At 45.3% G+C, this 25195-nt stretch carries 19 protein-coding genes and 1 riboswitch; of the genes, 18 read left to right on the forward strand and 1 reads right to left on the reverse strand.

Annotated features, from left to right (window positions below; genetic code table 11):
- Positions 1-73: 73 nt before the first annotated feature.
- The 7 genes from WSWS_RS01670 (at position 74) to ffh (ending at position 9856) form a co-directional block, all read left to right on the forward strand.
- The gene (locus WSWS_RS01670) at positions 74-598 is read left to right on the forward strand and encodes a GNAT family N-acetyltransferase (RefSeq protein WP_070229634.1); all 525 of its coding nucleotides are present in this window, start codon (positions 74-76) and stop codon (positions 596-598) included.
- A 79-nt stretch (positions 599-677) separates the two neighbouring features.
- Positions 678-2390 (forward strand): proline--tRNA ligase, encoded by a 1713-nt coding sequence (locus tag WSWS_RS01675; protein ID WP_070229635.1) that lies wholly within the window; start codon positions 678-680, stop codon positions 2388-2390.
- A 166-nt stretch (positions 2391-2556) separates the two neighbouring features.
- Complete coding sequence (gene rnc, locus WSWS_RS01680; RefSeq protein WP_070229636.1) at positions 2557-3252, forward strand: ribonuclease III; 696 nt, start codon at positions 2557-2559, stop codon at positions 3250-3252.
- Positions 3253-3269: 17 nt separating this feature from the next.
- Positions 3270-6818, forward strand: coding sequence for a chromosome segregation protein SMC (gene smc, locus WSWS_RS01685; RefSeq protein WP_070229637.1), 3549 nt, complete (start codon positions 3270-3272; stop codon positions 6816-6818).
- A 13-nt stretch (positions 6819-6831) separates the two neighbouring features.
- Positions 6832-8016 (forward strand): signal recognition particle-docking protein FtsY, encoded by a 1185-nt coding sequence (ftsY, locus tag WSWS_RS01690; RefSeq protein WP_114981446.1) that lies wholly within the window; start codon positions 6832-6834, stop codon positions 8014-8016.
- A 1-nt stretch (position 8017) separates the two neighbouring features.
- The gene (locus WSWS_RS01695) at positions 8018-8359 is read left to right on the forward strand and encodes a putative DNA-binding protein (RefSeq protein WP_070229638.1); all 342 of its coding nucleotides are present in this window, start codon (positions 8018-8020) and stop codon (positions 8357-8359) included.
- Positions 8360-8371: 12 nt separating this feature from the next.
- The gene (ffh, locus tag WSWS_RS01700; protein WP_070229639.1) at positions 8372-9856 is read left to right on the forward strand and encodes a signal recognition particle protein; all 1485 of its coding nucleotides are present in this window, start codon (positions 8372-8374) and stop codon (positions 9854-9856) included.
- Between the two features lie 76 nt (positions 9857-9932).
- On the opposite strand, the gene WSWS_RS08310 is transcribed toward ffh, so the two are convergent.
- Positions 9933-10667 carry a class Ib ribonucleoside-diphosphate reductase assembly flavoprotein NrdI gene (locus WSWS_RS08310; protein WP_114981448.1) on the reverse strand — a complete coding sequence of 245 codons (735 nt, stop codon included), beginning with the start codon at positions 10665-10667 and terminating at the stop codon, positions 9933-9935.
- 367 nt (positions 10668-11034) lie between these two features.
- On the opposite strand from WSWS_RS08310, the gene nrdE reads away from it, so the two are divergent.
- From nrdE to WSWS_RS01760, 11 genes are all read left to right on the forward strand, one after another.
- Positions 11035-13206, forward strand: coding sequence for a class 1b ribonucleoside-diphosphate reductase subunit alpha (gene nrdE, locus WSWS_RS01710; protein WP_070229640.1), 2172 nt, complete (start codon positions 11035-11037; stop codon positions 13204-13206).
- 124 nt (positions 13207-13330) lie between these two features.
- On the forward strand, positions 13331-14296 hold the full coding sequence (gene nrdF, locus WSWS_RS01715) for a class 1b ribonucleoside-diphosphate reductase subunit beta (protein WP_070229641.1): 966 nt from the start codon (positions 13331-13333) through the stop codon (positions 14294-14296).
- Positions 14297-14495: 199 nt separating this feature from the next.
- Positions 14496-15107 carry an ECF transporter S component gene (locus WSWS_RS01720; protein WP_070229642.1) on the forward strand — a complete coding sequence of 204 codons (612 nt, stop codon included), beginning with the start codon at positions 14496-14498 and terminating at the stop codon, positions 15105-15107.
- An 84-nt stretch (positions 15108-15191) separates the two neighbouring features.
- A riboswitch (TPP riboswitch) is annotated at positions 15192-15287 on the forward strand.
- 107 nt (positions 15288-15394) lie between these two features.
- The gene (gene thiM / locus WSWS_RS01725) at positions 15395-16174 is read left to right on the forward strand and encodes a hydroxyethylthiazole kinase (RefSeq protein WP_070229643.1); all 780 of its coding nucleotides are present in this window, start codon (positions 15395-15397) and stop codon (positions 16172-16174) included.
- Positions 16171-16968: a bifunctional hydroxymethylpyrimidine kinase/phosphomethylpyrimidine kinase gene (gene thiD / locus WSWS_RS01730; RefSeq protein ID WP_070229644.1), complete on the forward strand. Its 798-nt coding sequence runs from the start codon at positions 16171-16173 to the stop codon at positions 16966-16968. Before thiM ends, thiD begins: the two co-directional genes overlap by 4 nt.
- A gap of 1 nt (position 16969) precedes the next feature.
- Complete coding sequence (gene thiE / locus WSWS_RS01735) at positions 16970-17632, forward strand: thiamine phosphate synthase (RefSeq protein ID WP_070229645.1); 663 nt, start codon at positions 16970-16972, stop codon at positions 17630-17632.
- On the forward strand, positions 17616-18215 hold the full coding sequence (locus tag WSWS_RS01740; protein ID WP_114981450.1) for a TenA family protein: 600 nt from the start codon (positions 17616-17618) through the stop codon (positions 18213-18215). Before thiE ends, WSWS_RS01740 begins: the two co-directional genes overlap by 17 nt.
- A 142-nt stretch (positions 18216-18357) precedes the next feature.
- Positions 18358-20322 (forward strand): DNA mismatch repair endonuclease MutL, encoded by a 1965-nt coding sequence (mutL, locus tag WSWS_RS01745; RefSeq protein WP_070229646.1) that lies wholly within the window; start codon positions 18358-18360, stop codon positions 20320-20322.
- A gap of 59 nt (positions 20323-20381) precedes the next feature.
- Positions 20382-20840 (forward strand): flavodoxin domain-containing protein, encoded by a 459-nt coding sequence (locus WSWS_RS01750; protein ID WP_070229647.1) that lies wholly within the window; start codon positions 20382-20384, stop codon positions 20838-20840.
- 412 nt (positions 20841-21252) lie between these two features.
- On the forward strand, positions 21253-23196 hold the full coding sequence (thrS, locus tag WSWS_RS01755; protein ID WP_070229648.1) for a threonine--tRNA ligase: 1944 nt from the start codon (positions 21253-21255) through the stop codon (positions 23194-23196).
- A 384-nt stretch (positions 23197-23580) separates the two neighbouring features.
- Complete coding sequence (locus WSWS_RS01760) at positions 23581-25161, forward strand: helix-turn-helix domain-containing protein (RefSeq protein WP_070229649.1); 1581 nt, start codon at positions 23581-23583, stop codon at positions 25159-25161.
- Positions 25162-25195 lie beyond the last annotated feature (34 nt).

Below are 25195 nucleotides of genomic sequence, written 5' to 3' on the forward strand. Positions count from 1 at the left end.
ATCATAATCTAAATTAGAGATAAGCGTTTTTGCTGCGGCAGGCGCTTTTTTATTATATGAAAAAGGGACCAGTATGGATAAAGAAATTACAACTAGGCAGGCAACCACTGCAGATATCACGCGAATTTTAGAAATTGTTGCCGGTGCACGTCAGAAGATGCATGCACAAGGTAATCCGCAATGGGGTCAGGCATACCCGGGACGGGTCGATTTTTTAACTGACATTGAACGGCACCAGGGTTACGTGATTGAACTTGATGGTGAAGTGGTGGGCGTCTATGCGCTGGTAGCTGGTCCTGATATCAATTATGATAAGATAGAAGGTGCGTGGTTGCCGGCATCTGACGGGCAGTATTTTGCGATTCATCGCATTGCCGTCGATGTGCATAAACAGGGCTTGGGATTAGCAACGCATACAATGCACTTGATTGAAACAATGGTCCAAACTATTTCTGGGCATGAGATGCGCATTGATACCCATGAAGTTAATGTCCCGATGCAAAAGGTGATTAAAAAAGCAGGCTTTACCTACAATGGGATCGTCTACATGGTCGCAGATGGGACCCCCCGGTTGGCCTACTCAAAGATTTTGTTGTAAATTTGAAATTATTAAGCTAGTCGAGATATGGTAAACTAGACTTACTGCATTGAAACAGATTAGGATAGGAAAAGGTTTTATGAAACAATCAAAAGTTTTCATTCCAACGTTGCGTGAAACGCCTGCAGAAGCAGAAGTCATCTCGCATCAATTAATGTTGCGTGCGGGATACATGCGTCAAGTATCTGCCGGGGTGTATGCATACTTGCCATTAGCCCAACGCGTCTTGAATAAGATTAACGATATTATCCGTGAAGAAATGGAAAAGATTGACGCCATTGAAATGCTGGCGCCAATCTTGTTGCCGGCCGAATTATGGCAAGAGTCTGGTCGTTATGACACCTATGGTCCGGACTTATTTAAGTTGAAGAACCGGCATGATCGTGACATGATCCTAGGACCAACGCATGAGGAGACCATGACCGCCTTGATTCGTGACGATATCAAGTCATACAAGCGGTTGCCATTGACGGTTTATCAAATTCAAACGAAGCTACGTGATGAAAAGCGCCCCCGTTCAGGTTTGTTGCGTGGGCGTGAGTTCATCATGAAGGATGCTTACTCATTCTCCGTTGACCAAGCCGGCTTAGATGAGGCCTTCAAACAAATGGAGCAGGCCTACATTAAGATTTTTGATCGGGTTGGCTTGGATTACCGCGTGATCGTTGCCGATGCCGGTGCGATGGGTGGCTCTGACTCAAAGGAATTCTCTGCCCCAGCAGAAGCTGGTGAAGATATTATTGCTTATTCAGATGCCTCTGATTACGCAGCTAACTTGGAGATGGCAAAGGACTTGTATATTCCTAACAAGTCACATGCTGCTCTGGGGGAGTTAGAGCGGATTGCAACGCCAGAAGTTGGTACGATTGCTGAATTGGCAGAGTACCTGGAAACGACTGCTGACAAGTTGACCAAAACCATCTTCATGTTTGCTGACGGTCAACCAATTATGTTGTTGGTCCGTGGTGATTATGAAGTTAATGAGGTCAAAGTCCAGAATTTATTGCATGCTGATGAATTGCGGATGGCCACTGAAGAAGAAGCGCAAGAATTTATTGGGGCACCTTTTGGTTCATTAGGACCAGTTGGTGTTGGTGAAAACGTCAAAATCATCGCTGATGAATGGATCACTGACATGGTTAACTTAACGGTTGGTGGTAATGAAGCTGGCTTCCACTACTTGAATGCGAACGTTGATCGCGATTTCCGCATTGATGAAGTCGCAGATATCCGGACTGCACGTGAGGGTGATTTAGCCGTCGATGGTAAGGGTAAACTCGTCTTCACTAAGGGGATCGAAATTGGCCACATCTTCAAATTGGGTACACGTTACTCAAAGGCCATGGGTGCACAAGTGCTCGATAATAATGGTCGCCAAGTTGATATCATCATGGGCTCATATGGGATTGGTGTGTCACGATTGCTCAGCGCAATTGCAGAGCAAAATGCTGACGAGAAGGGCTTGTCTTGGCCAACGAATATTGCGCCATGGAATGTCCACTTGGTACCAATCAAATATACTGATGAGGTTCAAGGTGCGTTGACTGATCAAATTAACGATCAGTTGGTGGCGGCCGGTTATGAAGTCTTGGTTGACGACCGGAATGAACGTCCCGGGGTCAAGTTTGCTGATTCAGATTTGATTGGTTTGCCAGTGCGGATCACAGTCGGTAAAAAAGCAAGTGAAGGTATTGTGGAAGTTAAGGTTCGCAATGCTGAAGAGGCGATTGAAGTCCGGGCTGATGAACTGGGCAATACCCTAGAAATTTTGTTACACCCATCAGCAGAATAATCCTGACAGACACATCCATTTTGGTGGGTGTGTTTTTTTGTTGACCGCGATTGGGCCAGACAAGATCAATGCACCTGTGCTGGCGTAACCCTACGAGGAAACCCACATACAAAGGCCTTTAAATTTGATATAATAGAAGTTAATACGTATAAAAAGAGGAGAGATAATGTTCGCTAACTTACAAACAGAAATTGCGGATAGATATGGCATTCATTTTAATGACGTCGCCTTATTAGAAGAAGCATTAACCCAAGCAAATTATATCAATGAGCATCCAAATTATACCGGTCATGATTACCAACGGTTGGAGTTTTTAGGTGACGCGGTGATGCAACAATCAACGGCGGTTTATTTATTCAAGCGCTACCCAGATTGGGATGAAGGTCGATTGACAGAGTTGCGTATCATGATGGTCCAAACCCGTTCATTTGCAGCTTTGTCACGCGAGTTACATCTTGATAAGTATGTTCAATTAGGTCGTGGTGAAGAGTTATCAGGCGCCCGCATGCGGGATTCACTCCTTGAAGACTTATGGGAAGCTTTTATCGGTGCGTTGTATCTTGATCAAGGCCAACAAGCCGTGATGGACTTTTTGGAACAGACCTTGTTTGCCAAGGTTGATAGTGGCTTCTTTCAACAGTTCGTTGATTACAAGTCAAAGTTACAAGAATTCTTACAAAAAAATGGGGCTGTTAAGATTGTTTATGAAACTTTGGATGAAGTTGCCGAAGAAAACAATACCCAGATATTTACTGCTTCCGTCTCGTTGAACGGTGATGAATTAGCCCGCGGTACGGGGCATTCAATTAAGGAGGCCGAGAAAGCGGCTGCCCGCATCGCATTCGAGGCTTTGCAGAAATAGTAGTTTAGGATACGCACATGAAGTTAAAGACATTAGAAATCAGCGGCTTTAAATCGTTCGCTAATCGCACAAAAATCGACTTTATGCCTGGTATCACAGGTGTCGTCGGCCCCAATGGGTCTGGAAAATCGAATATTATTGAAGCGATTCGCTGGGTGATGGGCGAGACTTCAGCTAAGGGGTTACGCGGTGATAAGATGGTCGATGTCATTTTTGGTGGTACCGATCTTCGTGCACCATTGAATCGGGCTGAAGTGATCATCACCTTTGATAATACTGACCACTATTTAAACTCAGACTTTAATGAAATTCAAATTGCCCGTACGTTATATCGCAATGGTGAGTCAAAATACCAGCTGAATGGCAAAGTTGTCCGTTTGCGCGATATTCATGAATTATTTATGGATTCCGGATTAGGGCGTGAGAGTTTTTCCATCATTTCACAAGGACGGGTGGAACGCATTTTCTCCGCCAAGCCAGAAGAGCGTCGGAGCATTATTGAAGATGTGGCGGGTGTGTTTAAGTACAAGCAAAGCAAGGAAAAAGCCGAGAAAGAGTTAACCACCACGGTTGGTAATTTACAGCGGGTTCAAGATATCTTATATGAACTCGAAGGACGGGTGGAACCGTTGGCAGAACAAGCCGCGCGGGCACAAGATTATGTCAATGCCAAAAATGAATATGACCGTCTGGATCAAATGCGGTTGGTGGTTGAATTGACGGATGCCTACTCCCAACAGGCCACTGTTAGCCAGCAAGTACAAATGGCGGAGGCTGCTAGTCAACGAGAAAACGCGCAGTTAGCTGAGCAAATGCAAACCTTGAATCACTTCAAAGTTGAACGGGCGGATTTAGAAAATCAACGCGATCATTTTAATCAAAAAATTTTAACTTTAACACAGCAAGTCGAACGGTTAACCGGTGAACAGAAGTTGGCGGTTGAACGAGCCGCGAACCGGTCATCAGTCAGCCAAGATTTGCATCAGCAAATGAGCCGCGTTAATAAGCGCTTAGCTGAGTTGACCAGTCACCGAGTAGCCCGGCAAGCTGAGATGACGCAGGCTACCGAACAGTTGGAAACATTGCAAAGTGAGTTAACTAAACAAGCCGAGCAACACCCACGGCAAAAGTTAACGCTGAACGAGGAGGCGATTACTGACATCCGTAATCAACTCGTTGACGCGATGCAGGCCTTGACTTCAGCTAAGAATGAGCAAGCCTATCTGGCCAAAACGTATCAACAAAATGATGCGGCGGCGAATCGTTTAGCCATCCGATTAAGTAGTTTGAATGAAAAACGGGTGACCCAAACGGCGATGATTGAGGAACTCACGCAAAAAAAGACCGTTATCGATGATCGGTTAACAATGATTCAAAATGAATTGTTACAACAGCAGGCGGCTGGCCAGACGCTGACCGCCCAGCACAAGGAGGCACGGACCGTCTGGTTGGATGCGTTAGCAAATGTCGAGAAAGTGACTTCACGATTGCAAGCTCTCCAGCGGGTGGCCAATAACTACGACGGGTTCTACCAGGGCGTCAAACATTTAATGAACGCAAAGAGTCAGTTTGCCGGTATTCGAGGTGTCGTTGCTGAGTTGATTAGCGTGGAACAAAACTACGCCTTAGCGATTGAAACAGCTTTGGGAGGTGCCTTACAACAAGTGGTAGTTGATCAGGAAGCCACTGCCCAAGCAGCAATCAAGTATTTGACGCAACATCGCTTAGGCCGGGTGACCTTTCTACCACTATCAACGATTAAAGCCCGCCAGCTACCGCCAACCCAATTGCAGCAAATGCAACAACTACCAGGATTTATCGGTGTCGCCAGCACATTAGTGACCACCGAACCTGCCTATACGGATATCATTAGTAATCTCCTTGGCGTGACCGTCATCGTTGATAATCTAGACCATGCCGTTCAAATTGGACAAGCGATGCAACACCGCGTCCGGCTGGTGACCTTGGATGGTCAGGTGATGAACGCCGGTGGTTCGATGACTGGTGGTGCAGCGCGCAATTCAGGAAATGGGTTGTTGTCACAACAGACGGAACTTGAGAGCCTTGAAAAAACGTTAGCTGCATCCAAACGTAGTGCCACACAATTGGAAGCAAAAGTGCAGGACTTGGATGCCCAGTTAACTCGAGCGACTGAAGCATATACGACCCAACAAAATCTGGTGGTGTCGGTGACTAGTGAAGCTCAACAGATCGCTGCCGATTTGAGCTTGGCAGGCAACACCCTGGCGCAAACTGAACGTGAATACGAGGCGTTAAACTATGAACTCAGACAGTCAACGAATGGCAGTGAATCACATGAGGCCGAGGTGGCCGATAATGCGGCGACACTGGCAAATGCGCAGGTCACCGTTGACCAGTTGCAGGGACAATTAAACACATTGAATGATCAACGGGCGGTGTTGATTACGCACGTTAACGAAGCCGACAATCACTTGACCGAGTTAAAAACGCAGGTGGCTGGCTTGACTGCAAATCGCGAAGCGCTGCAAGTCCGGTATCAAGATGTTTTGGAGCAAATCGCAAGCGAAGAAACGCGCTTAGCCGATTTGCAATCGCAATTAGCGAGTCTGAATACGAACCCAAGCAATGTCCAAGCGAAGTTACAGCAACAATTAACAGCGGTTGAGGAGGAGCTAACAACAGCTCAAACGCGTTTGGAGGTGTTGCAAACGCAATTAACAACCATGACGGAACAAATTACGGTCATGGAAGTTCAGGTGACTAGTGCACAAGCAAACCAACGTGAGACACTGACCAGTCTAAACGACTTGTCGGCCCGGCAAGCAGAAGTACGGACTCAGATTCAACAAATGGAACGTGCCCTGAGTGAGAACTACGCTCTCACGTATGAAGCGGCCCAGGCCGGCCAAACTAGCGTGGATTTGGCGGCTTTACGAACCCAATTGAAATTGCTTAAGTTGACGTTAGCTGATATTGGCACGGTTAACTTGGCGGCGATTGACGAGTATACTGAGGTTAAGGCACGTTATGATTTTTTGACCCAGCAACAAACGGATTTGTTAGCGGCCCAAGCTAATTTACGCGAAACGATGTCTGAAATGGATGCAGAAGTTGAAATGCGTTTCAAAACGACGTTTGATCACATTGCCACCCATTTTGCCACGATTTTTCAAAAGATGTTTGGCGGCGGACAAGCTGTTCTAGAATTAACTGACCCAGATCATCTCCTCGCGACTGGTGTGGATATCAAGGCCCAACCGCCGGGTAAGAAATTCCAACAAATGTCATTACTGTCTGGTGGTGAAAAAGCATTAACGGCGATTAGCTTGTTATTTGCTATCCTAGAGGTCCGACCAGTGCCTTTTGCGGTATTGGACGAAACTGAAGCAGCTTTGGATGAAGCGAATGTGGATCGATTCGCGCATTATTTGCATGAAGTGAATGATCGGACGCAGTTCATTGTGATTACGCATCGTAAGGGTACAATGGTAAATGCGGATGTATTATACGGGGTGACCATGCAAGAACCAGGTGTTTCAACGATGGTTTCGGTGAACCTTGAAAACTATGTTGCAACAACATAAGTGAGGAATGAAGATGGGATTATTTAATTCATTAAAGAAAATTTTTACAGGTGAAAATACACAACCAGCTGTGGTTGTCGAGGTCTTGCAACCACGTGTCATTGAAACGGTCGTGACGCCAGAGCCAATCATCGTTGAAACTTTGACGCCACGACCAGGGTTGGCTGTGCCAATTGAGTTACCGGTGCGAGATGCGCCTGTGACCGCAGCCACTGATCAAGAAGCAACTAACCCAAGTGCAGCAGCTGAGGTCACTGAAGTGACCTCAGCCACTAATTTAGCCACTGGTCTCACAAAAACGCGTAAAACTTGGTCACAACGTTGGAATGAATTTATGGCCAACTTCCGTTCAGTCGATGAAGATTTCTTTGAGGATTTAGAAGAGACCTTAATTAAAGCTGATGTTGGGGCTGAAACGGCCTTTAAGTTAACCGAAGAATTACGGCAAGAGGCAAAACTTGAAAATGCCAAATCACGTGATGAAGTCTCCCGGTTGGTGGTTGAAAAACTCGTTGCACATTATCAAACCCAGGGAATTGGGGAAGATGCTTCGATGCATTTTGCGCCTGCAGGTCCGACGGTTATCTTGTTCGTTGGAGTCAACGGGGTTGGTAAGACAACAACGATTGGTAAGTTGGCCGCACGCTATAAGGGTGAGGGTAAGAAGGTGCTGTTAGCAGCCGCCGATACTTTTAGAGCCGGTGCCACGCAACAATTACAAGAATGGGGCAAGCGTGACGGTGTTGAAGTGATTGCGGGTGCTGCAAAAGCTGACCCAGCTTCAGTCGTTTATGATGGTGTTCGGGCGGCGATTGCTCAACAAGCTGATATCTTGTTTGTTGATACAGCGGGTCGTTTGCAAAATAACGTGAATTTGATGCAGGAATTAGAAAAGATGAAGCGCATCATCTCACGTGAATTGCCCAATGAACCCAGTGAAGTGTTGTTAGTATTGGATGCAACCACTGGCCAAAACGCATTGCAACAAGCCAAATTGTTTAAAAATTCGACGGATGTTACCGGGATTGTGTTAACAAAGTTGGATGGGACAGCCAAGGGTGGGATTGTCCTGCCAATTCGTAACGAATTACACCTCCCAGTGAAGTGGGTTGGTTTGGGTGAGCAAGTCGGTGATTTGCAACCATTTGCTGCCGATGATTTCGCCAAGAGTTTATTCGGCGATTTATTGGAGAATTAAGATGGAGTTAGAAAAAAATACGCGGTTAAATGCGTTGTTTGATTTTTATCGACCATTACTGACCGCCAAGCAAGCGGATTATTTGGAATTATACTATGCCGATGATTTCTCATTGGGGGAAATTGCGGAAGAATTTGAGGTTTCACGCCAGGCCGTGTATGATAACGTCAAGCGGAGTACGCAACTATTGGAAGATTACGAGACCAAGTTGCAGCTGTATGCGGACTATTTGAAACGCACTGCCGCAGCCGCAGCCTTGAGTCAATATATTGCCCAACATTACCGTGGTGACAATGAATTGGCACAATTAGCATATAAACTAGAAACATTAGAAGAAGAGTAGTGAGGACCTAAAATGGCTTTCGAAGGACTAACTGAGCGTCTCCAAAACGCCTTGAGTGGTTTGCGTCGCAAGGGTAAGGTAACAGATGCAGATTTGCGTGAAACGATGCGTGAGATTCGGGTAGCGTTGCTTGAAGCCGACGTTAATTTTAACGTCGTCAAAGATTTTGTACGCAATGTGCGCGAACGGGCAGCCGGTGCTAAGGTACTGGATGGCTTGAATCCAGCCCAACAGATTGTTTCAATTGTTAATGAAGAATTGACGGCAATGATGGGTGAATCAGATGTACCTCTGAACAAATCACCTAAGATTCCAACGGTGATTATGATGGTTGGGTTACAGGGTGCTGGTAAGACGACCACAGCTGGTAAGTTGGCCTTGAAGTTAAAGAACGAGCAAAACGCCCGTCCATTGATGATTGCGGCCGACGTTTACCGACCAGCCGCCATTGACCAATTAAAAACTTTGGGTGAACAAATTGATGTGCCTGTTTTTGAAATGGGTACCGATGTCAACCCGCGTGAGATCGTCCGTCAAGGGATGGCTAAGGCCGCAGAATTAAAGGCAGACTATGTCTTTATCGATGCCGCAGGGCGTTTACAAATTGACGAAGCGTTGATGCAAGAATTGGTTGATGTCAAAGAAATTGCCCAACCTGATGAAATTTTGTTGGTTGTCGATGCAATGACCGGTCAAAACGCGGTTGAAACGGCTGAAGGATTTAATGGCCGTTTGGATATTACTGGTGTCGTTTTGACAAAGTTGGATGGTGACACCCGTGGTGGTGCGGCCTTATCAATTCGTGCCGTGACAGGCAAGCCAATCAAGTTTGTCGGTCAAGGTGAAAAGATGACTGATTTGGATATTTTTTATCCAGATCGTATGGCCTCACGTATCCTCGGGATGGGTGACTTGCTCACATTGATTGAAAAGGCCCAAAAGGACTTTGATGAAAAGCAAGCCGAAGTCCAAATGGAGAAGATGCGACAAAACACCTTCGACTTTAATGATTTTATTGAGCAAATGGAACAAGTGCAAAACATGGGGCCAATTGAAGACCTGATGAAGATGATTCCGGGGATGGCTAATAATCCTGCCTTAAAGAACCTGAAGGTGGATCCAAAGGACATCGCGCACATTAAGGCGGTGGTCATGTCAATGACCCCGGCTGAACGCGAAGATCCTGAATTGCTGAAGCGGCCATCACGTAAGCGTCGTTTGGCAGCTGGTGCTGGTCGTCCAGTTGAGGAAGTGAATCGCATGTTGAAGCAATTCAACCAAATGAAGACCATGATGAGTAAGGTCATGAATGGCGATACTGGTCAAATGGAACAAATGATGAATGCCATGGGTGGCGGTATGCCAGGCATGGGCGGCTTACCAGGCATGCCAGGTATGGGTGGTAATGGTGGTGGCTTGGGCCAAAAGGTGCAACAAATGGCCATGAAGCGCATGGCACGCCAAATTCAAAAAAATAAAAAGAAACGTAAGCGTTAAGCTTTTTGTCACATGCAAAAAAGGGCAGTCACTCCATTCGGAATGACTGCCCTTTTGCTGTATTGAAGGGCGCAGACTAATCGCTAACTACCTCATGGGTCAAGGCAGCAGCTGGAAAGGCAAGTTTCTTGCCTTGAACTGGCCAGAGCCAATAGTGTTGAACAGAGATTAAATTGCCTTGCGCTGAGTAGACTTCTTCAGGGTGAACGACCTCAGTGATCTGAGTGAGTTCGCTGCAATCATGAAGGTCGGGCACCAAAATCTGTGATACCAAATGGTGCGTATCGTCAATGAGCACACCTTCACCTTGGACATGGTCCGCTAAACGCACTAGCCGTAAATCAGATGGACTTGGGGTATGCTCAGCTAGGTATTCTTTGATGCGATGCGTCATGTGAGCATAGACGCGCTCTAGATCACGGTTTGTACCACGTAATTCATATTCGGCAATCATGGGTGCATGAAACTCAACGGCATATCGCCGGGCTGTCAAAATGTATTGCGCGTTAAAGTTTTTGTTACCAGAGCCCACAACTCCAAGGAGTTTTTGTGAACCACGATTAAAGTCAATTTGATCGGAAAGCGCATTCGTCATGATTTCTTTGACGCCAGAGTGAATACCATTACCGCCATCTAAATAGGTTGGTACGAAGACGAAGAAAGGATCAGTTTCGATATTATCGACGCTGGCATCAGAAATTTCGACAGGTTCAAACTCGTAGTCGCCGATTTCATTACCGTAGGTGGCTAGATTAGTGACGAAATGACGAGTATTACCAGAGACTGAAATGTAGAGTAGGCGAATTTTCATGAGGCAACTTCCTAAATTGGTTAAATTTCCATCAATTACAAAATGGCGTAATTAACGAATGAATACTATTACCTTACACGGGTTTATTAGCGAGTGCAATGATTTTTATGTTACGTTTTATAAATAACGTTCTGTTACATTAATGTATTTGTAACATAGCGATTGAAATGCCCATATGACGCGGTAAATGGCTATTTTAAGGCGTTTATGCACTAAAATTATTTGTCGTCAAGACCTTGCATTGTGTTATTTTTATGATTATACTAAACATCAGTTTTAGCTATTTGCTAACAATGAAATATATGAAGATAAATGGCTGATATGACGAAGATTGTTCGTCATTTGGTAGAATGCGGAGGACGTGACGATGGCTTTAACAACGATTGATCAAGATAATGTGACTTATTTTGATTTGAATAATGAATTGAATATCCCAAAGAACAATAGTATCCAACTAGATAAGGACCAGGAAGCCTTGGCAGCGTTCATTCGTGAAAATGTGGATCCAAATACCTTGCAATTTGATAATTTACGGGCGCGGTTCGATTACCTGATTGAAAACGATTTTGTCGATGCTGATATGGTCAATCGCTACCGGTTTGAGTTTATCGAGCGTTTGTATGACTACTTAAAGGTCCAAGATTTCCACTTTAAGTCATTTATGGCTGCCTATAAGTTTTACGCTCAATATGCCATTAAGACCAATGATAGTCAGTTTTACATTGAAAACTACATCGATCGGGTGGCCATGAATGCATTGTTTTATGGTAACGGTAATGAAAAATTGGCCTTACAACTGGCTGATGAAATGATTCATCAACGTTACCAACCTGCAACGCCTTCCTTCCTGAATGCTGGTCGTTCTCGCCGTGGTGAATTGGTTTCTTGTTTCGTCCTCCAAGCGACTGATGATATGAATTCAATCGGTCGTACCATTAATTCTGCTTTGCAATTGTCAAAGATTGGTGGTGGTGTGGGTATCAACTTGAGTAACTTGCGCGAAGCAGGTGCCCCCATTAAGGGGATTGCCAACGCGGCTTCAGGTGTTGTGCCAGTGATGAAGTTATTGGAAGACTCATTTACTTACTCAAATCAAATGGGGCAACGGCAAGGGGCTGGTGTGGTCTACTTATCCGTCTTCCATCCAGATATTATGGGCTTCCTTTCAACTAAGAAAGAAAACGCCGACGAAAAAATTCGTGTGAAAACCCTGTCACTTGGGTTGACAGTGCCCGACAAGTTCTATGACTTGATCCGCATGAATGCTGATATGTTCTTGTTCTCACCATATGATGTTGAACAAGTTTATGGTGAGCCATTCAATTATATTGACCTTACTAAAGAATATGACAACATGGTGGCCGATCACCGGATTAAGAAGTACAAGATTCGGGCACGTGATTTAGAAAATGAAATTTCAAAGATGCAACAAGAATCAGGTTACCCATATATTATCAATCTTGATACAGTGAACGCGGCTAATCCAGTTCATGGTAAAGTGGTGTCATCAAATCTCTGTTCTGAAATTTTACAAATTCAACGGGCCTCTGAGATTGGTAACATGCAAAACTATATCAAGATGGGTGCCGATATTTCATGTAACCTTGGTTCGACTAACGTGGTTAACATGATGGAGACTGACGATTTTGAGACCTCAGTTGACGCCATGGTTCGGGCATTATCATTTGTTTCCGATAACTCAAAGCTAGATATTGTACCCTCAGTTGAACAAGGGAATCGTGAAATGCATGCCATCGGACTGGGTGCCATGGGATTGGCCGGCTTCTTTGCGAAGAACCACATGCACTACGGCGATGAAGAAGCTTTGGACTTTACGAATGTCTACTTCATGATGTTAAACTACTACACCTTAAAGGCTTCAAACAAAATTGCCAAGGAACGCAAGGAAACGTTCTATGAATTTGAAAAGTCAGCTTATGCTGATGGTTCATACTTTGATAAGTACCTGGCGCAAGATTGGGGTCCCAAGACACCAAAGGTCAAGGAAATCTTTGCCAAGCATGCTGTGCCAACAGTGTATGACTGGTCAGAATTGATGGCCTCAGTCCGTACGTATGGCTTATACAATGCATACCGGATGGCCATTGCACCAACCGGCTCAATTTCATATATTAACGATGCGACGGCGTCATTGCACCCAATCATTAACAAGATTGAGGAGCGACAAGAAAAGAAGATTGGTAAGATCTACTATCCCGCACCATATTTGAGCAATGATACTCTGCCATATTACCAATCAGCGTATGATATGGATATGCGACGCGTCATTGATGTTTACGCCACGGCCCAAGAGCATATCGATCAGGGGATGGCTCTGACACTATTCATGCGCTCATCAATTCCTGAAGGTTTGTACGAGTGGAAGAATGGTCGGACGGACAAAATGACGACGCGAGATTTGAATATTTTGCGGATGTACGCATATCACAAGAAGATTAAGTCAGTATACTATGTCCGTACTTACACCGATGATGAACAAGAAATGGGTGTTAATGAATGTGAAAGCTGCTCAATTTAATTGAGTTAGTCATCTCATTGGCATGTAGTCACGCAAATAAGGAGATGGGGCTTCCTATCTCCTTATTGTCATATTAATATGTAATAAAGTAATAATTTTAAAGGAAATAGATGGAGAGCAACCGATGACGGATAAGTATATTGCAATCAATTGGAATGATATTGAGGACCGAATTGATAAAGCAACTTGGGAAAAATTAACAGAACAATTTTGGTTGGATACGCGTATTCCGCTATCAAATGATTTAGATGATTGGCGTAAGATGACAGATGGCGAACACTACCTTGTTGGGCATGTGTTTGGTGGCTTGACATTGCTTGATACATTACAATCACAAGATGGTATGTCATCATTGAAGGCCGCAGTGCGGACCCAGCACGAAGAAGCTGTCCTGAATAATATCGAATTCATGGAATCGGTGCATGCTAAGTCATATTCATCGATTTTTGAAACCTTAAATTCACCAGCTGAGATTGAAGAGATTTTTAACTGGACGGGTTCTGATGATTACCTGCAATTTAAAGCGCAACGGATTAACAATATTTACCAAACAGGAACTGATCTGCAAAAGAAAATTGCGTCAGTCTTTCTCGAAACATTTTTGTTCTATTCTGGTTTCTACACGCCATTGTACTATCTTGGCCACAACAAACTGAACAACGTGGCCGAAATTATTAAGCTGATTTTGCGTGACGAGTCGGTCCACGGGACTTATATTGGTTACAAGTTCCAACTGGGCTTCAACGAACTACCCGAAACCGAGCAAGACAAGTTGAAGATGTGGATGTATGATTTGTTGATGGAACTTTATGCGAATGAAGAAAAGTACACGCACGAACTATACGATGGCGTCGGTTGGACTGAATCCGTTTTGACCTTCATTCGATACAATGCGAATAAGGCATTAATGAATTTAGGGCAAGATCCGTTGTTCCCTGATGGCGCCGAGGATGTGAACCCAATCGTGATGAATGGTATTTCAACGACGACTTCAAATCATGATTTCTTTTCACAAGTTGGTAATGGGTACCGCTTGGGGCAATTGGAAGTCATGGAAGATGATGATTACAACTACGGTTTGAATGACTAAGCCATCGTGATCAGGGTCAGACTAGACGTTAATAAATAGGTACTGATGATGAATATCGCCAGGAGCAGCTTGCTCGGGCGATATTTTTTATTGCTGGGGAATTGGTCAGACGACTCTTTTCGATATGGTCACAAGGTAATAATTCAGTTAAAATAGAAGTGGGTATTGCGTCTATTTTTTAGAATACGAGGATAGGAATTTGAAAAAGACACAATCAGTACGTCACTTGGTGTTAACCGCATTATTTATTGCAATTATTCTATTACAGGCCATGGTACCTTGGTTAGGGAATCTGCCAATTAATCCGTTGGTTTCTGTGACAATCATTACCTATACGGTGGCCATCGGCGCGATGATACTCGGACCAAAGACCGGTCTGTTTTTAGGTTTTATTTGGGGCAGTTACTCCTTTTACAATGCTTGGGCTGCGGGCGTCTCGCTGGGGGCGTTGATGTTTCGTAATCCCATTACGGCGATTGTGCCACGGATGGCAGTTGGCTTGATCATTGGTTGGTTATATTGGCGTTTCGTTAAAAACCGTCAAACTGCCCGGCGTCCTATTTTCTTGGCGGGGCTAGGGGCATTGGCCGCGTTGATTAATACGGCCTTGGTGGTCTTGTCGACTTGGATTGGGTTCAATGTGATGCATACCACATTTACGGGTATTCCAGCCGGGGGGGCTTCAGTGGCTTGGTTGTTACAAGTCGTCGTCGGTTTTAATGGTATTTTTGAAATGATTGCGGGCGCCATTTTCGTGCCGGTGATTGGTTCGGTCGTGTTGCTAGTAGCTGATCGCTATAACTTTAATTAGGTCGTACAGTTTTGGCATATTTTTGATTGGTCATGTACGTTCTTGGCAACTTGTGCTATGCTAAATGCGTAAATTAAATATTATCTTTTTCACTAGGGGAGCCATTTGGCTGAGACGATGATTCGGACCCTTTGAACCTGTTGAGTTAAGACTTGCGTAGGAAAGTGATGGGAGCACTAGGGAAATACTCTGATTTAATAAGTATCTATTACCAAGGCTCTCGAACCGCTTTTCAGGTTCGAGAGCCTTTTTGTGTCCCTTGTTGTTATTAGGATTAGGAGAATGTCATGGAAAACTTATATAGCAAACTACAGGACCACAAACCGTTGGTGTTGAATTTAGCTAATATGGTCACACCACAACATGTGGCCGACGCAATTAACGTCATCGGGGGTTCACCGTTGATGACCCGCTCAATTGATGAAGTGGCCGAATTGGTGAGCATTGCGGGGGCGGTCGTGCTCAATATTGGCACTATCCGTGCAGATGAGTTCGCCCTGTTTGAAGCTGTTGGCCAAATGGCCAATGCCCAAGGCAAGCCCGTGGTGTTGGATCCGGTTGCTGTGGGCATGCCATTTCGGGGTCAGTTCGTGACGCGCTTATTGGACAGTGTACAGGTTGATATTATTCGCGGTAATGCAGCTGAAATTAGTTGGTTTGCACAGCAACAGACCGCGGGTCAAGGCATCGATGCCCTGACGGCGACAACCGATGTGGCAATGGCTCAAACCGTGGCTCATCGTACGGGGGCCATCGTAGTAGCCTCAGGGGCGACGGACGTCATTACCGATGGCAAGCAAGTGGCTTTGGTACAAAATAATGTGCAGTTGCTGGCGGTCAATGTTGGTGCTGGTGATATGTTGAGTGGCTTGATTGCGACATTTGCGGCGGTTACCAGTGACTATTATGGGGCAGCTTTATATGCCACGGCGTTGCTGGGAGCAGCCGGCCAGCAAGCCACTGTTTCGGCGCAGGGATTGCCCGGCCGCTTTATGCCGGCCCTGTTTGATGAATTATCAGTGGCCGATGACGCCTATATCACAAGGTATGCGGAGGTGACACAATGATTGAGGTACCACAGGTCGTGACGATTGCCGGGATTGATTCAGGCGGGGGTGCCGGCATAAATGCGGATTTGAAGACCTTTCATAACCAACGGGTATACGCCGCATCAATTGTGGTGGGGTTAACCGCCCAAAATACCTATGGTGTACAGGCCTTGTTACCCACGCCCAGTGCATTTTTGCATGAACAATTTGAGAGTGTGGACGCTGATTTTGCGATCAAAGCAGTGAAGACTGGTGCCCTGTTTGATGCTGAACACGTACATCAGGTGGTGCAGGAATTAGCTGATGTACATTTTGGCGCAGTGGTTGTCGATCCAGTGATGGTGGCCAAGGGCGGTGCGAAATTATTGACCAATGCGGCCATTGCACTTGTGAAAACTGAATTATTGCCACTGGCAACGGTGATCACGCCTAATTTAGAGGAAGCACAGGTGCTCCTTGACCGTTCGATTGAAACAGAGGCAGACATAATGCAGGCCGCGAGCGCTTTACAGGCGCTTGGCGCCAAGCATGTCTTGATCAAAGGTGGTCACGCTGCATCAGCGACGGTGGTGCGAGACTATGCCTTATTTGCCGATGGATCATCCGCTTGGTACACGGCACCACGTATTGATACGGTTCGCACGCATGGGACCGGAGATACCTTGTCGGCTTACATCACCGCCAATTTAGCCAAGGGACTTGATATCAAAGACATCCTTCCAGCAGCTAAACAATTCACCTATGAAGCAATCAAACAGAGTATCAACGTGGGGCACGGGCACGGCCCCCTCAATCATTGGGTGGAGGGTTAGCATGCAAACAAATTACTTAGAACGTTACTTTATCAGCGGTTCACAAGATCTGCCAGGACATACGCTCACACAGTACATCGCCCAGGTTGAACGCATCATGGCTGCTGGCATTACAGCGTATCAGTTTCGTGAAAAAACAGGGGGCTTGACGCAAGCCGCATCCCGCCTAGCCTTAGCACAAACACTAAAAGAGATGGCACGGCACTACCACATTCCGTTTTTTGTCGATGACGATGTCGCCTTGGCTTTGGCAGTTGGAGCAGATGGTATCCATGTCGGTCAGACGGACATGCCAATCACTGAAGTCATCGCCAGTGTACCAGCTGAGATGCTCATTGGGTTGTCAGTCCGAACAGTTGCAGAGATGCGTGCGGCCCAACAATATACGCGGATTGACTATTTGGGCGTCGGCCCAGTCTATCCGACGATAACCAAAAAAGATGCCGCTATGGCCCAAGGTATTAGTGGTCTGCAAGCAATCCTTGCCGTGAACGAACAACACTTCCCAGTGGTCGCGATTGGTGGGATCACACTTGCGCAACTAGCAACATTGAAAGCCACTGGTGTGCAAGGTGTTGCGTTCGTTAGTATGGCGTTACAGGCGGATCAACCCGTTAGTTTAATGCAAGAAATGGAGCAAATTTGGCATGATGACAACGCATGAATGGTTAACAACCCAAGCAACCCCGCTTTTACATCAAATACAGCAGACAGCGTTTGTGACCGGTATTGGTACGGGTGAACTCACCCAGGCACAGCGGGATTACTATGTTGCCCAAGATCATTACTATATTGAGCGGTTTACTCAGATGTGGCAGGCCATGGAACAGCAATTACCGCCCGAGCTGGTCGCACGGCAACCAAAAACACTGGGTGAAGCAGGTGCCCATGCGACATTGGAGCCAAGTGCAGCGGCTGCACAAATTAAACCAGGCCAACATAATCTTGATTATCTGGCACATATGGAGGCCCTGATCGCGCAAGGGGATGGCTTGACCAGTATGCTGGCATTACTGCCATGTACTGAATCATATCATTTGGTCGCCAAGCAGCTGGGGACGCGGGTAGCGCGGTTCCAAGGGTGGATTGATTACTACCGAGGACCTGAGTATCAGGCCATGACCGAGTGGTGCTGGCAGGTTGTTGATCACTTGACCACGCAACGCGCCATTACCCAAAGTGAACTAGCAGGTTACTTACGGGCCTATGAGTACGAGTTGCTATTTTGGGAAAAGCCAATGCACTAAGCGATGGGGAAATGCGAGCGTCAATCCCTGCCTTGATCGAACGAATATTTGGATTCCACAAAGAAATCGATCTGACACTGCTGATCGGTTGACGAATGTGGTATCTTAAAGATAAATATTTCGTAGAAAAAGGGGATGGATGATGGCAGAAATACACGAGTTGCCGGATATCCTTGCAAACCAGATTGCCGCTGGTGAGGTGATCGAACGGCCGGCGTCGGTAGTTAAGGAATTGGTAGAAAATGCGATTGATGCACACGCTGGACAAATTGATGTTCTCATTGAAGAGGCTGGTGTGCAGTCCATTCGCGTCATTGATAATGGTGATGGTATTGCATCGGACCAAGTTGCTAAGGCGTTTTTACGACATGCGACATCCAAAATTAGTAATCGACATGATTTGTTTCGTGTCCATTCCTTAGGGTTTCGGGGTGAGGCGCTACCTTCGATTGCATCAGTCGCGGATGTGACCCTGGAAACAGCCATCGCGGGGGCTTCAGAAGGCACCTTGATTCATTTCCGGGGCGGTGAACTCATCGAGCAAACTGGGACGAGTGCTCGGCAGGGTACCGATATTACTGTGCGGGATATCTTTTTCAATACACCAGCCCGCCTGAAATATTTAAAATCACAGACGACCGAGTTGTCAAAAATTGTTGACGTCCTCAATCGATTATCATTTAGTCATCCAAAGGTGGCTTTCCGGTTAAGTCATAATGGGCGCGAAGTTCTCCGTACGACGGGTAATGGCAATTTACAGCAAGTCATTGCCGCGGTGTATGGGATTAATCAGGCCCGTGAAATGGTGGCCATTACCGGTCAAGATAATGATTTCAAGGTGACAGGGCTGATGTCACTTCCTGAATTAACCCGTGCGAATCGGAGTTATATCTCGATTTTAATTAATGGCCGGTATATTAAGAATTATCCCTTGGCCAATGCATTGATTAAGGGATATGGCACGCGTTTAATGGTCGGGCGTTTCCCAATTGCGGTTTTGTCGATTGAAATGGATCCACTTTTGGTCGATGTCAATGTCCATCCCCAAAAGCATGAGGTTCGTTTGAGTAAAGAACACCAATTAACGACATTAATCGAACAAATCGTGCGAGATCGATTTGCCAAGACGAATTTAATTCCGAATGCGTACGCAAATTATATGGGTGAGAAAATTGAAAAAGAGCGGTCGACGGACGATTTTTTGACTAAGCTCAGTGATGCTTCGCAACCATATCTAGTCGACCATCCAGCACCCCAAACTGTGGCTGATTATGAGCAAATTACCCAGAATTTTGATGTTAATGACGTGCAAGCGACCATCATCCATGACCAGACTGACTTGGAGCACGTCAATTTTGGGGCCAAGTATCAGGGTGATACGCCAGCATTGCCATTTGGTGATGAGGGTGTCAAAATGGCCGCTGATCAAACTGAACTTGACGTCTCAGATGAGACCGTCACGGCAACGGATGTACATGGCCAAGGTTTCCCAACGCTCGATTACATCGGCCAAATGCATGGCACTTTTTTATTTGCCCAATCGACTGCGGGTTTGTTTTTGATTGACCAACATGCAGCCCAAGAACGGGTCAAGTATGAATATTATAAGGAAGAAATCGGTAAAGTTGGGTTGGAGTCACAAAAACTACTCGTTCCCATTACCTTGGAATATTCAACGTCAGATATGTTAAAAATTGCCGCGCATGAGTCGGAGCTGGCCCAGGTAGGATTACACTTGGAGCCGTTTGGTTCAAATACGGTGATCGTGCGAGAACATCCTGGTTGGTTTGAACCAGGGCAAGAAGAGGAGACGATGCGGGAGATGATCGATTGGTTGTTGCGTGATGGTCAGTTATCGGTCGCTGATTTCAGGGAACGGACGGCGATTATGATGGCCTGTAAGCGTTCAATTAAGGCGAATTGGTCGTTGAATGATGTTGAGGCGCGCTCACTGATTGATCAGCTGGGGCATACTGAAAATCCATACAATTGCCCTCATGGCCGCCCCGTGGTCGTTGAATTTTCATTGAAAGATATGGAAAAGATGTTCAAACGCATTCAAGATGCACACGAATCATGGATTGAATATGACAATCACCCCTTTTAATTGGTAAAATGAGTGTGATGATAACATAAGTAAAACCATAAAAGGGGATGAATGAAACAATGAAGGCGCGAGTGCTTTTTGCAACGATTACAGGGAATAATGAAGATGTCGCCGACATCATTGTTGATGAATTTGAAAAGGCTGGCGTTGACACCACCAAAGAAGATATTATTGACGTTGATGCCATGGATATCAACCCAGCAGAGACGGATATCTTGGTCGTCGTCGCCTACACCTTTGATAAGGGCACGTTGGCGGATGAGGCCCTCGATTTTTATGACGACATGCAAGACGTGAATTGGACTGGGTTAATCTACGGGGTGGCTGGGTCAGGTGATGTGTTCTACGGTCAGGATTACGGGGTGGCGGTCGATTTGTTGGAGCAGCATTTTGATGCGTTTACCGGGGCTACCCGTGGTGCAGCAGGTGTTAAAGTTAATTTGAGCCCTGATGCCGAAGCCACAAGCGCCTTACGCGCGTTTGCCCAGCAGTTGCTTGTCGCCGCCCAAACCAATTAAAAGTGCTGTTGGTGGTGCCTGAGGCTGAGTAGCTACGCGCTTGATGCCAAATTAAAGGGCCACGCAGCAGGCGTAAAAAGCGCTTGCCCCACCGGGGTGTTGGTGTATAATGGAAACATAGAAAACGTTGATGAAGACACGTCTAACACCCATTTGATAGTAATTAGAGACATTGTGGTTGGTGAAAACAATGATCAAAGGTGCCGGATACTACTTCTGAGTGGCTGGTAAATCGGCTCCGTATGCTCGCGTTAAGAGCTTTCGAGGATAGTCAATGGCTATCGAATTCAGGTGGTACCGCGTGTGAACGTCCTGATAGAGCATTTTTATGTTCTATCAGGACGTTTTTCGTTTTCACAAGGTTTAATTGCAAGAGATATTATATTTATCACATTTATAAGGAGTTCGTTTCATGGCAGATGTTAAAATCACATTTCCCGATGGTGCAGTGAAGGAATTCGCTGATGGTGTTACGCCAATGGCCATCGCTGAGGGAATCTCAAAGTCATTGGCAAAAAAGTCAGTGACGGCAAAGTTAGATGGTGCCTACGTCGGTATGCATGATGCCATCCATCAAGATGGTACCTTTGAATTGGTCACGAAAGACCAACCAGAGGCTTTGGATTTATTGCGTCATTCAACTTCACACTTGTTGGCGCAAGCTTTGAAGCGTCTATACCCAGACATGCACTTTGGGGTGGGCCCATTTATCAGTAACGGTTTCTACTACGATACGGATAATGCTGAAGGCCAGGTTTCAGTGGAACAATTCCCAGAAATTGAAAAGGTCATGAAAAAGATTGTCGCTGAGAACTTGCCCATTGTTTCTCGTGAAGTTTCACGTGCGGAAGCTTTGGACATGTTTAAGGACGATCCATACAAGGTTGAATTGATCAATGATTTACCAGCCGATGAAAAGATTACCATTGCGGTGCAGGGTGAACACGTCGAATTGGATCGTGGTGGTTTGGTACCATCAACCGGTTGGATTAAGTTCTTTAAGTTAACGTCAGTCGCTGGTGCATACTGGCGTGGTAAGTCATCTAACCCAATGTTGCAACGTATCTATGGTACGGCATTCTGGTCACAAGAAGATTTGGACGCTGAAATGGTCGCCCGGGCTGAGGCTAAAGAACGCGATCACCGTAAGATTGGTGCTGATCAAGACTTGTTCTTTACCTCGCAAGAAGTGGGTTCAGGCTTGCCAGTTTGGATGCCAAACGGTGCTGCCATTCGCCGGACGTTGGAGCGTTACATCATTGATCGTGAATTAGAAGATGGGTACCAACACGTTTACACACCCGTTTTGTCAAACTTGAACTTGTACAAAACCTCTGGTCACTGGGATCACTATCATGATGACATGTTCCCACCAATGGATATGGGTGATGGTGAATTCTTGGAATTACGACCAATGAATTGCCCATCTCACATTATGGTTTATAAGCATCACCCACGCTCATATCGCGAATTGCCATTGCGCATTGCCGAATTGGGAATGATGCACCGTTATGAGAAGTCAGGTGCCTTGACTGGTTTGTCTCGCGTGCGTGAAATGACGTTGAACGACGGGCACACATTTGTCATGTTGGATCAAATTGAAGAAGAATTTAAAAACATTTTGAAGTTGATGATGGCCGTCTATAAGGACTTTAACATCACAGACTACCGTTTCCGTTTGTCATACCGTGACCCTGAGAATACTGAAAAGTATTTCGATGATGATGAGATGTGGGAGCGTGCGCAAAAGATGTTGAAGGCTGCCATGGATGACCTTGGCTTGGAGTACTTCGAAGCTGAAGGAGAAGCTGCCTTCTACGGACCAAAGTTGGATGTTCAGACTAAGACAGCTTTGGGTGGTGAAGAAACTTTGTCAACCATCCAATTGGACTTCTTGTTGCCACAACGCTTTGACTTGAACTATGTTGGTGCGGATGGTGAGCAACATCGTCCAGTCATGATCCACCGTGGTATTATCGGTACGATGGAACGCTTTACGGCCTATGTCACTGAGATGTACAAGGGGGCCTTCCCAACTTGGTTAGCACCACATCAAGTCCGGATTATTCCGGTTAACCGTGAAGCACATGGTGCATATGCGGCGGCCTTAGCGGACAAGTTGAAGAAGCAAGGTGTGCGTGCTGAGTACGAAGGCCGTAACGAAAAATTAGGGTACCTCATCCGTGATGCCCAAGCGTTGAAGATTCCATACACGTTGGTCATTGGTGATGAAGAGACAAACAATAATACAGTCACTGTCCGGCGTTTTGGTTCAATGGATACTGAAGTGAAGAGTTACGAACAATTTGAAGCTGATCTCTTGGCTGATATTGCGAACTTCTCAAAAGAGGCTTAATAAAATAAAGTTTTACAAAACGTTTGAAAAAAATTCAAACGTTTTTTTTATGTTTGAACATAAAAAAACGATAAAACTAAGCTAACCAAGCAAGGCGGCGGTCTAGATAACTTGACAAAAAGCGGTTAATTGGGTCGTTCGAAACGCCATATTCTTTACAGAAAACGATAGAAATGTCGGGCTGATTTTGGCTAATTTTAATTCACAATAATATTGTGTTTAAGAAGTTATCCGAAAATAAATCGTGTTGCGGATTGTTTATGTTTTTTTAAGATGAAGTGTTGAGAATTCTATAATTAATGGGATAATAAGGTATAGAACGTTCATTGATTGAATAAATTTTTTGCTTATAAAAAATATTAGCCACAGGAGAATTAAAAATAAATGTATGATAAGACAAATGACTGGATGTTAACGAAAAATGCTCGTCAATTGATCGAATTAGATGACTTGATGATTTCGGGACACCAGGACGAATACTCTATCGAAGAAATTGAGCGCGTAACTGGCTGGTCACGGTACTTGGCAACCAATAATCTCGGCCTGCTGATTGACCATATTGCACGCTACATGCCTGAACAAAATCAGATGATTGAATGGGTCGAACCACAAAAGGTGGCTCGCGTTAATCGGAATCATTATCCCTTTCCAAGTTATTTGCGTTATACCTTCTTCAAGCAATCAGCTGGTGCAGTCTACTTATACATGATCATGACGGAAACGTTCACGACGGTTGAAGATTTTGCACATCGGATGAACTTGAGTACGACTAAGATTCGCCAAGTTATGCATGAAGTTGATGAAGAGCTTGCTAAGTCCAACATTCAAGTTGATCAACACTACCGACTCATCGGGGATGAAATTCAAATTCGCCATTGGTCACATGCTATTTTGTATCAAATGTTAGCGGGTAATGAGGTCTTTATGGCCTCGATTAAGCCGCAATTGTCAAAAGCTGATGATTTACGAGAAATGGTCGCACGCCTTTTTGTCAGCTTTAATCGGACGATGACAGCCGCCCAAAAAGCCAACATCGGCTACCTGATGGCTATTTTAGACTTACGTTACCGGGGCCGCCACATCGCTGACCTGAGCCGACAGGTCGACTGGACAATTGATGAAACGAAGCTTTCTGCCAAATATCTTGGTTACCTGAGTACCATTCGAGAAACACTAAATACGGCCTATCCTTACCTGACTTTTAGTCAGGTAGAAACTGAGTCAATGTATATCTTGATTAATGTCTTGTTGATCGTCGATGATCCTAAGATGCATGATTTTTGGGCCGATACGCCCAGCGAGAAGCACTTTGAAAGCACATTAGACTTTATTCAAGAGGCTTACACGGACTTCTTTGGCCTAATTATCGCGCGCAATCAGTTGGCACAAATGCGTGAGTTATTGTTCCAACCCGTGATGTACTATAGCTTGTATGGTAGTGCGCAGAATATGTATTCATGGCACAGTGAGGTTGTTTCCACCGAGTACCCTATCGTGGCTCAATTTACGCACGCGGTTTTGGAACGGCGCGCTGAAGCGTTAAATGACGACGTGAACCACCTGCGGGATGCCTTATATATGGAATTCTTTTCAACTTTTATCCAAGTATTGAATGTTCGTCAATTGTTGGCACCGGTTAAAATTTTAATTTCATTTACTGGCTTATCCGCCTTGAAGAAGTATGTCATGGATCGAATCAATGGCGTTGGTGGTGTCTTGGTTGAATTTACGGATGATTATGATGCGGATATTGATTTTGTTATCTCGGATACATCATTGGGTAATCCAACGGCCGTTGAAACTTTTGTGTGGCACACCATCCCCAATGAGGATGAATGGCAACGGTTTATCAAGCATGCTGTCAGTCGTTCAGTACTTAAATTTAATGTCACCTATGGGCACACTATTCAGCAAGAAGTGCCAGTCTGCACGATGACTGATGAATCTCCAGCTGAAGAGGCGTAATAATTGATTTAAAGTTCGGAAATTGTGATTATTT

Source organism: Weissella soli, assembly GCF_001761545.1.
Classification (GTDB): Bacteria; Bacillota; Bacilli; order Lactobacillales; family Lactobacillaceae; genus Weissella; species Weissella soli.

Bases quoted from the DNA above. Each gene is read 5' to 3' on its own strand.
- WSWS_RS01670 (WP_070229634.1), top strand. From the start codon at position 74: ATGGATAAAGAAATTACAACTAGGCAGGCAACCACTGCAGATATCACG.
- WSWS_RS01675 (WP_070229635.1), top strand. From the start codon at position 678: ATGAAACAATCAAAAGTTTTCATTCCAACGTTGCGTGAAACGCCTGCA.
- rnc (WP_070229636.1), top strand. From the start codon at position 2,557: ATGTTCGCTAACTTACAAACAGAAATTGCGGATAGATATGGCATTCAT.
- smc (WP_070229637.1), top strand. From the start codon at position 3,270: ATGAAGTTAAAGACATTAGAAATCAGCGGCTTTAAATCGTTCGCTAAT.
- ftsY (WP_114981446.1), top strand. From the start codon at position 6,832: ATGGGATTATTTAATTCATTAAAGAAAATTTTTACAGGTGAAAATACA.
- WSWS_RS01695 (WP_070229638.1), top strand. From the start codon at position 8,018: ATGGAGTTAGAAAAAAATACGCGGTTAAATGCGTTGTTTGATTTTTAT.
- ffh (WP_070229639.1), top strand. From the start codon at position 8,372: ATGGCTTTCGAAGGACTAACTGAGCGTCTCCAAAACGCCTTGAGTGGT.
- WSWS_RS08310 (WP_114981448.1), bottom strand. From the start codon at position 10,667: ATGAAAATTCGCCTACTCTACATTTCAGTCTCTGGTAATACTCGTCAT.
- nrdE (WP_070229640.1), top strand. From the start codon at position 11,035: ATGGCTTTAACAACGATTGATCAAGATAATGTGACTTATTTTGATTTG.
- nrdF (WP_070229641.1), top strand. From the start codon at position 13,331: ATGACGGATAAGTATATTGCAATCAATTGGAATGATATTGAGGACCGA.
- thiM (WP_070229643.1), top strand. From the start codon at position 15,395: ATGGAAAACTTATATAGCAAACTACAGGACCACAAACCGTTGGTGTTG.
- thiD (WP_070229644.1), top strand. From the start codon at position 16,171: ATGATTGAGGTACCACAGGTCGTGACGATTGCCGGGATTGATTCAGGC.
- thiE (WP_070229645.1), top strand. From the start codon at position 16,970: ATGCAAACAAATTACTTAGAACGTTACTTTATCAGCGGTTCACAAGAT.
- WSWS_RS01740 (WP_114981450.1), top strand. From the start codon at position 17,616: ATGATGACAACGCATGAATGGTTAACAACCCAAGCAACCCCGCTTTTA.
- mutL (WP_070229646.1), top strand. From the start codon at position 18,358: ATGGCAGAAATACACGAGTTGCCGGATATCCTTGCAAACCAGATTGCC.
- WSWS_RS01750 (WP_070229647.1), top strand. From the start codon at position 20,382: ATGAAGGCGCGAGTGCTTTTTGCAACGATTACAGGGAATAATGAAGAT.
- thrS (WP_070229648.1), top strand. From the start codon at position 21,253: ATGGCAGATGTTAAAATCACATTTCCCGATGGTGCAGTGAAGGAATTC.
- WSWS_RS01760 (WP_070229649.1), top strand. From the start codon at position 23,581: ATGTATGATAAGACAAATGACTGGATGTTAACGAAAAATGCTCGTCAA.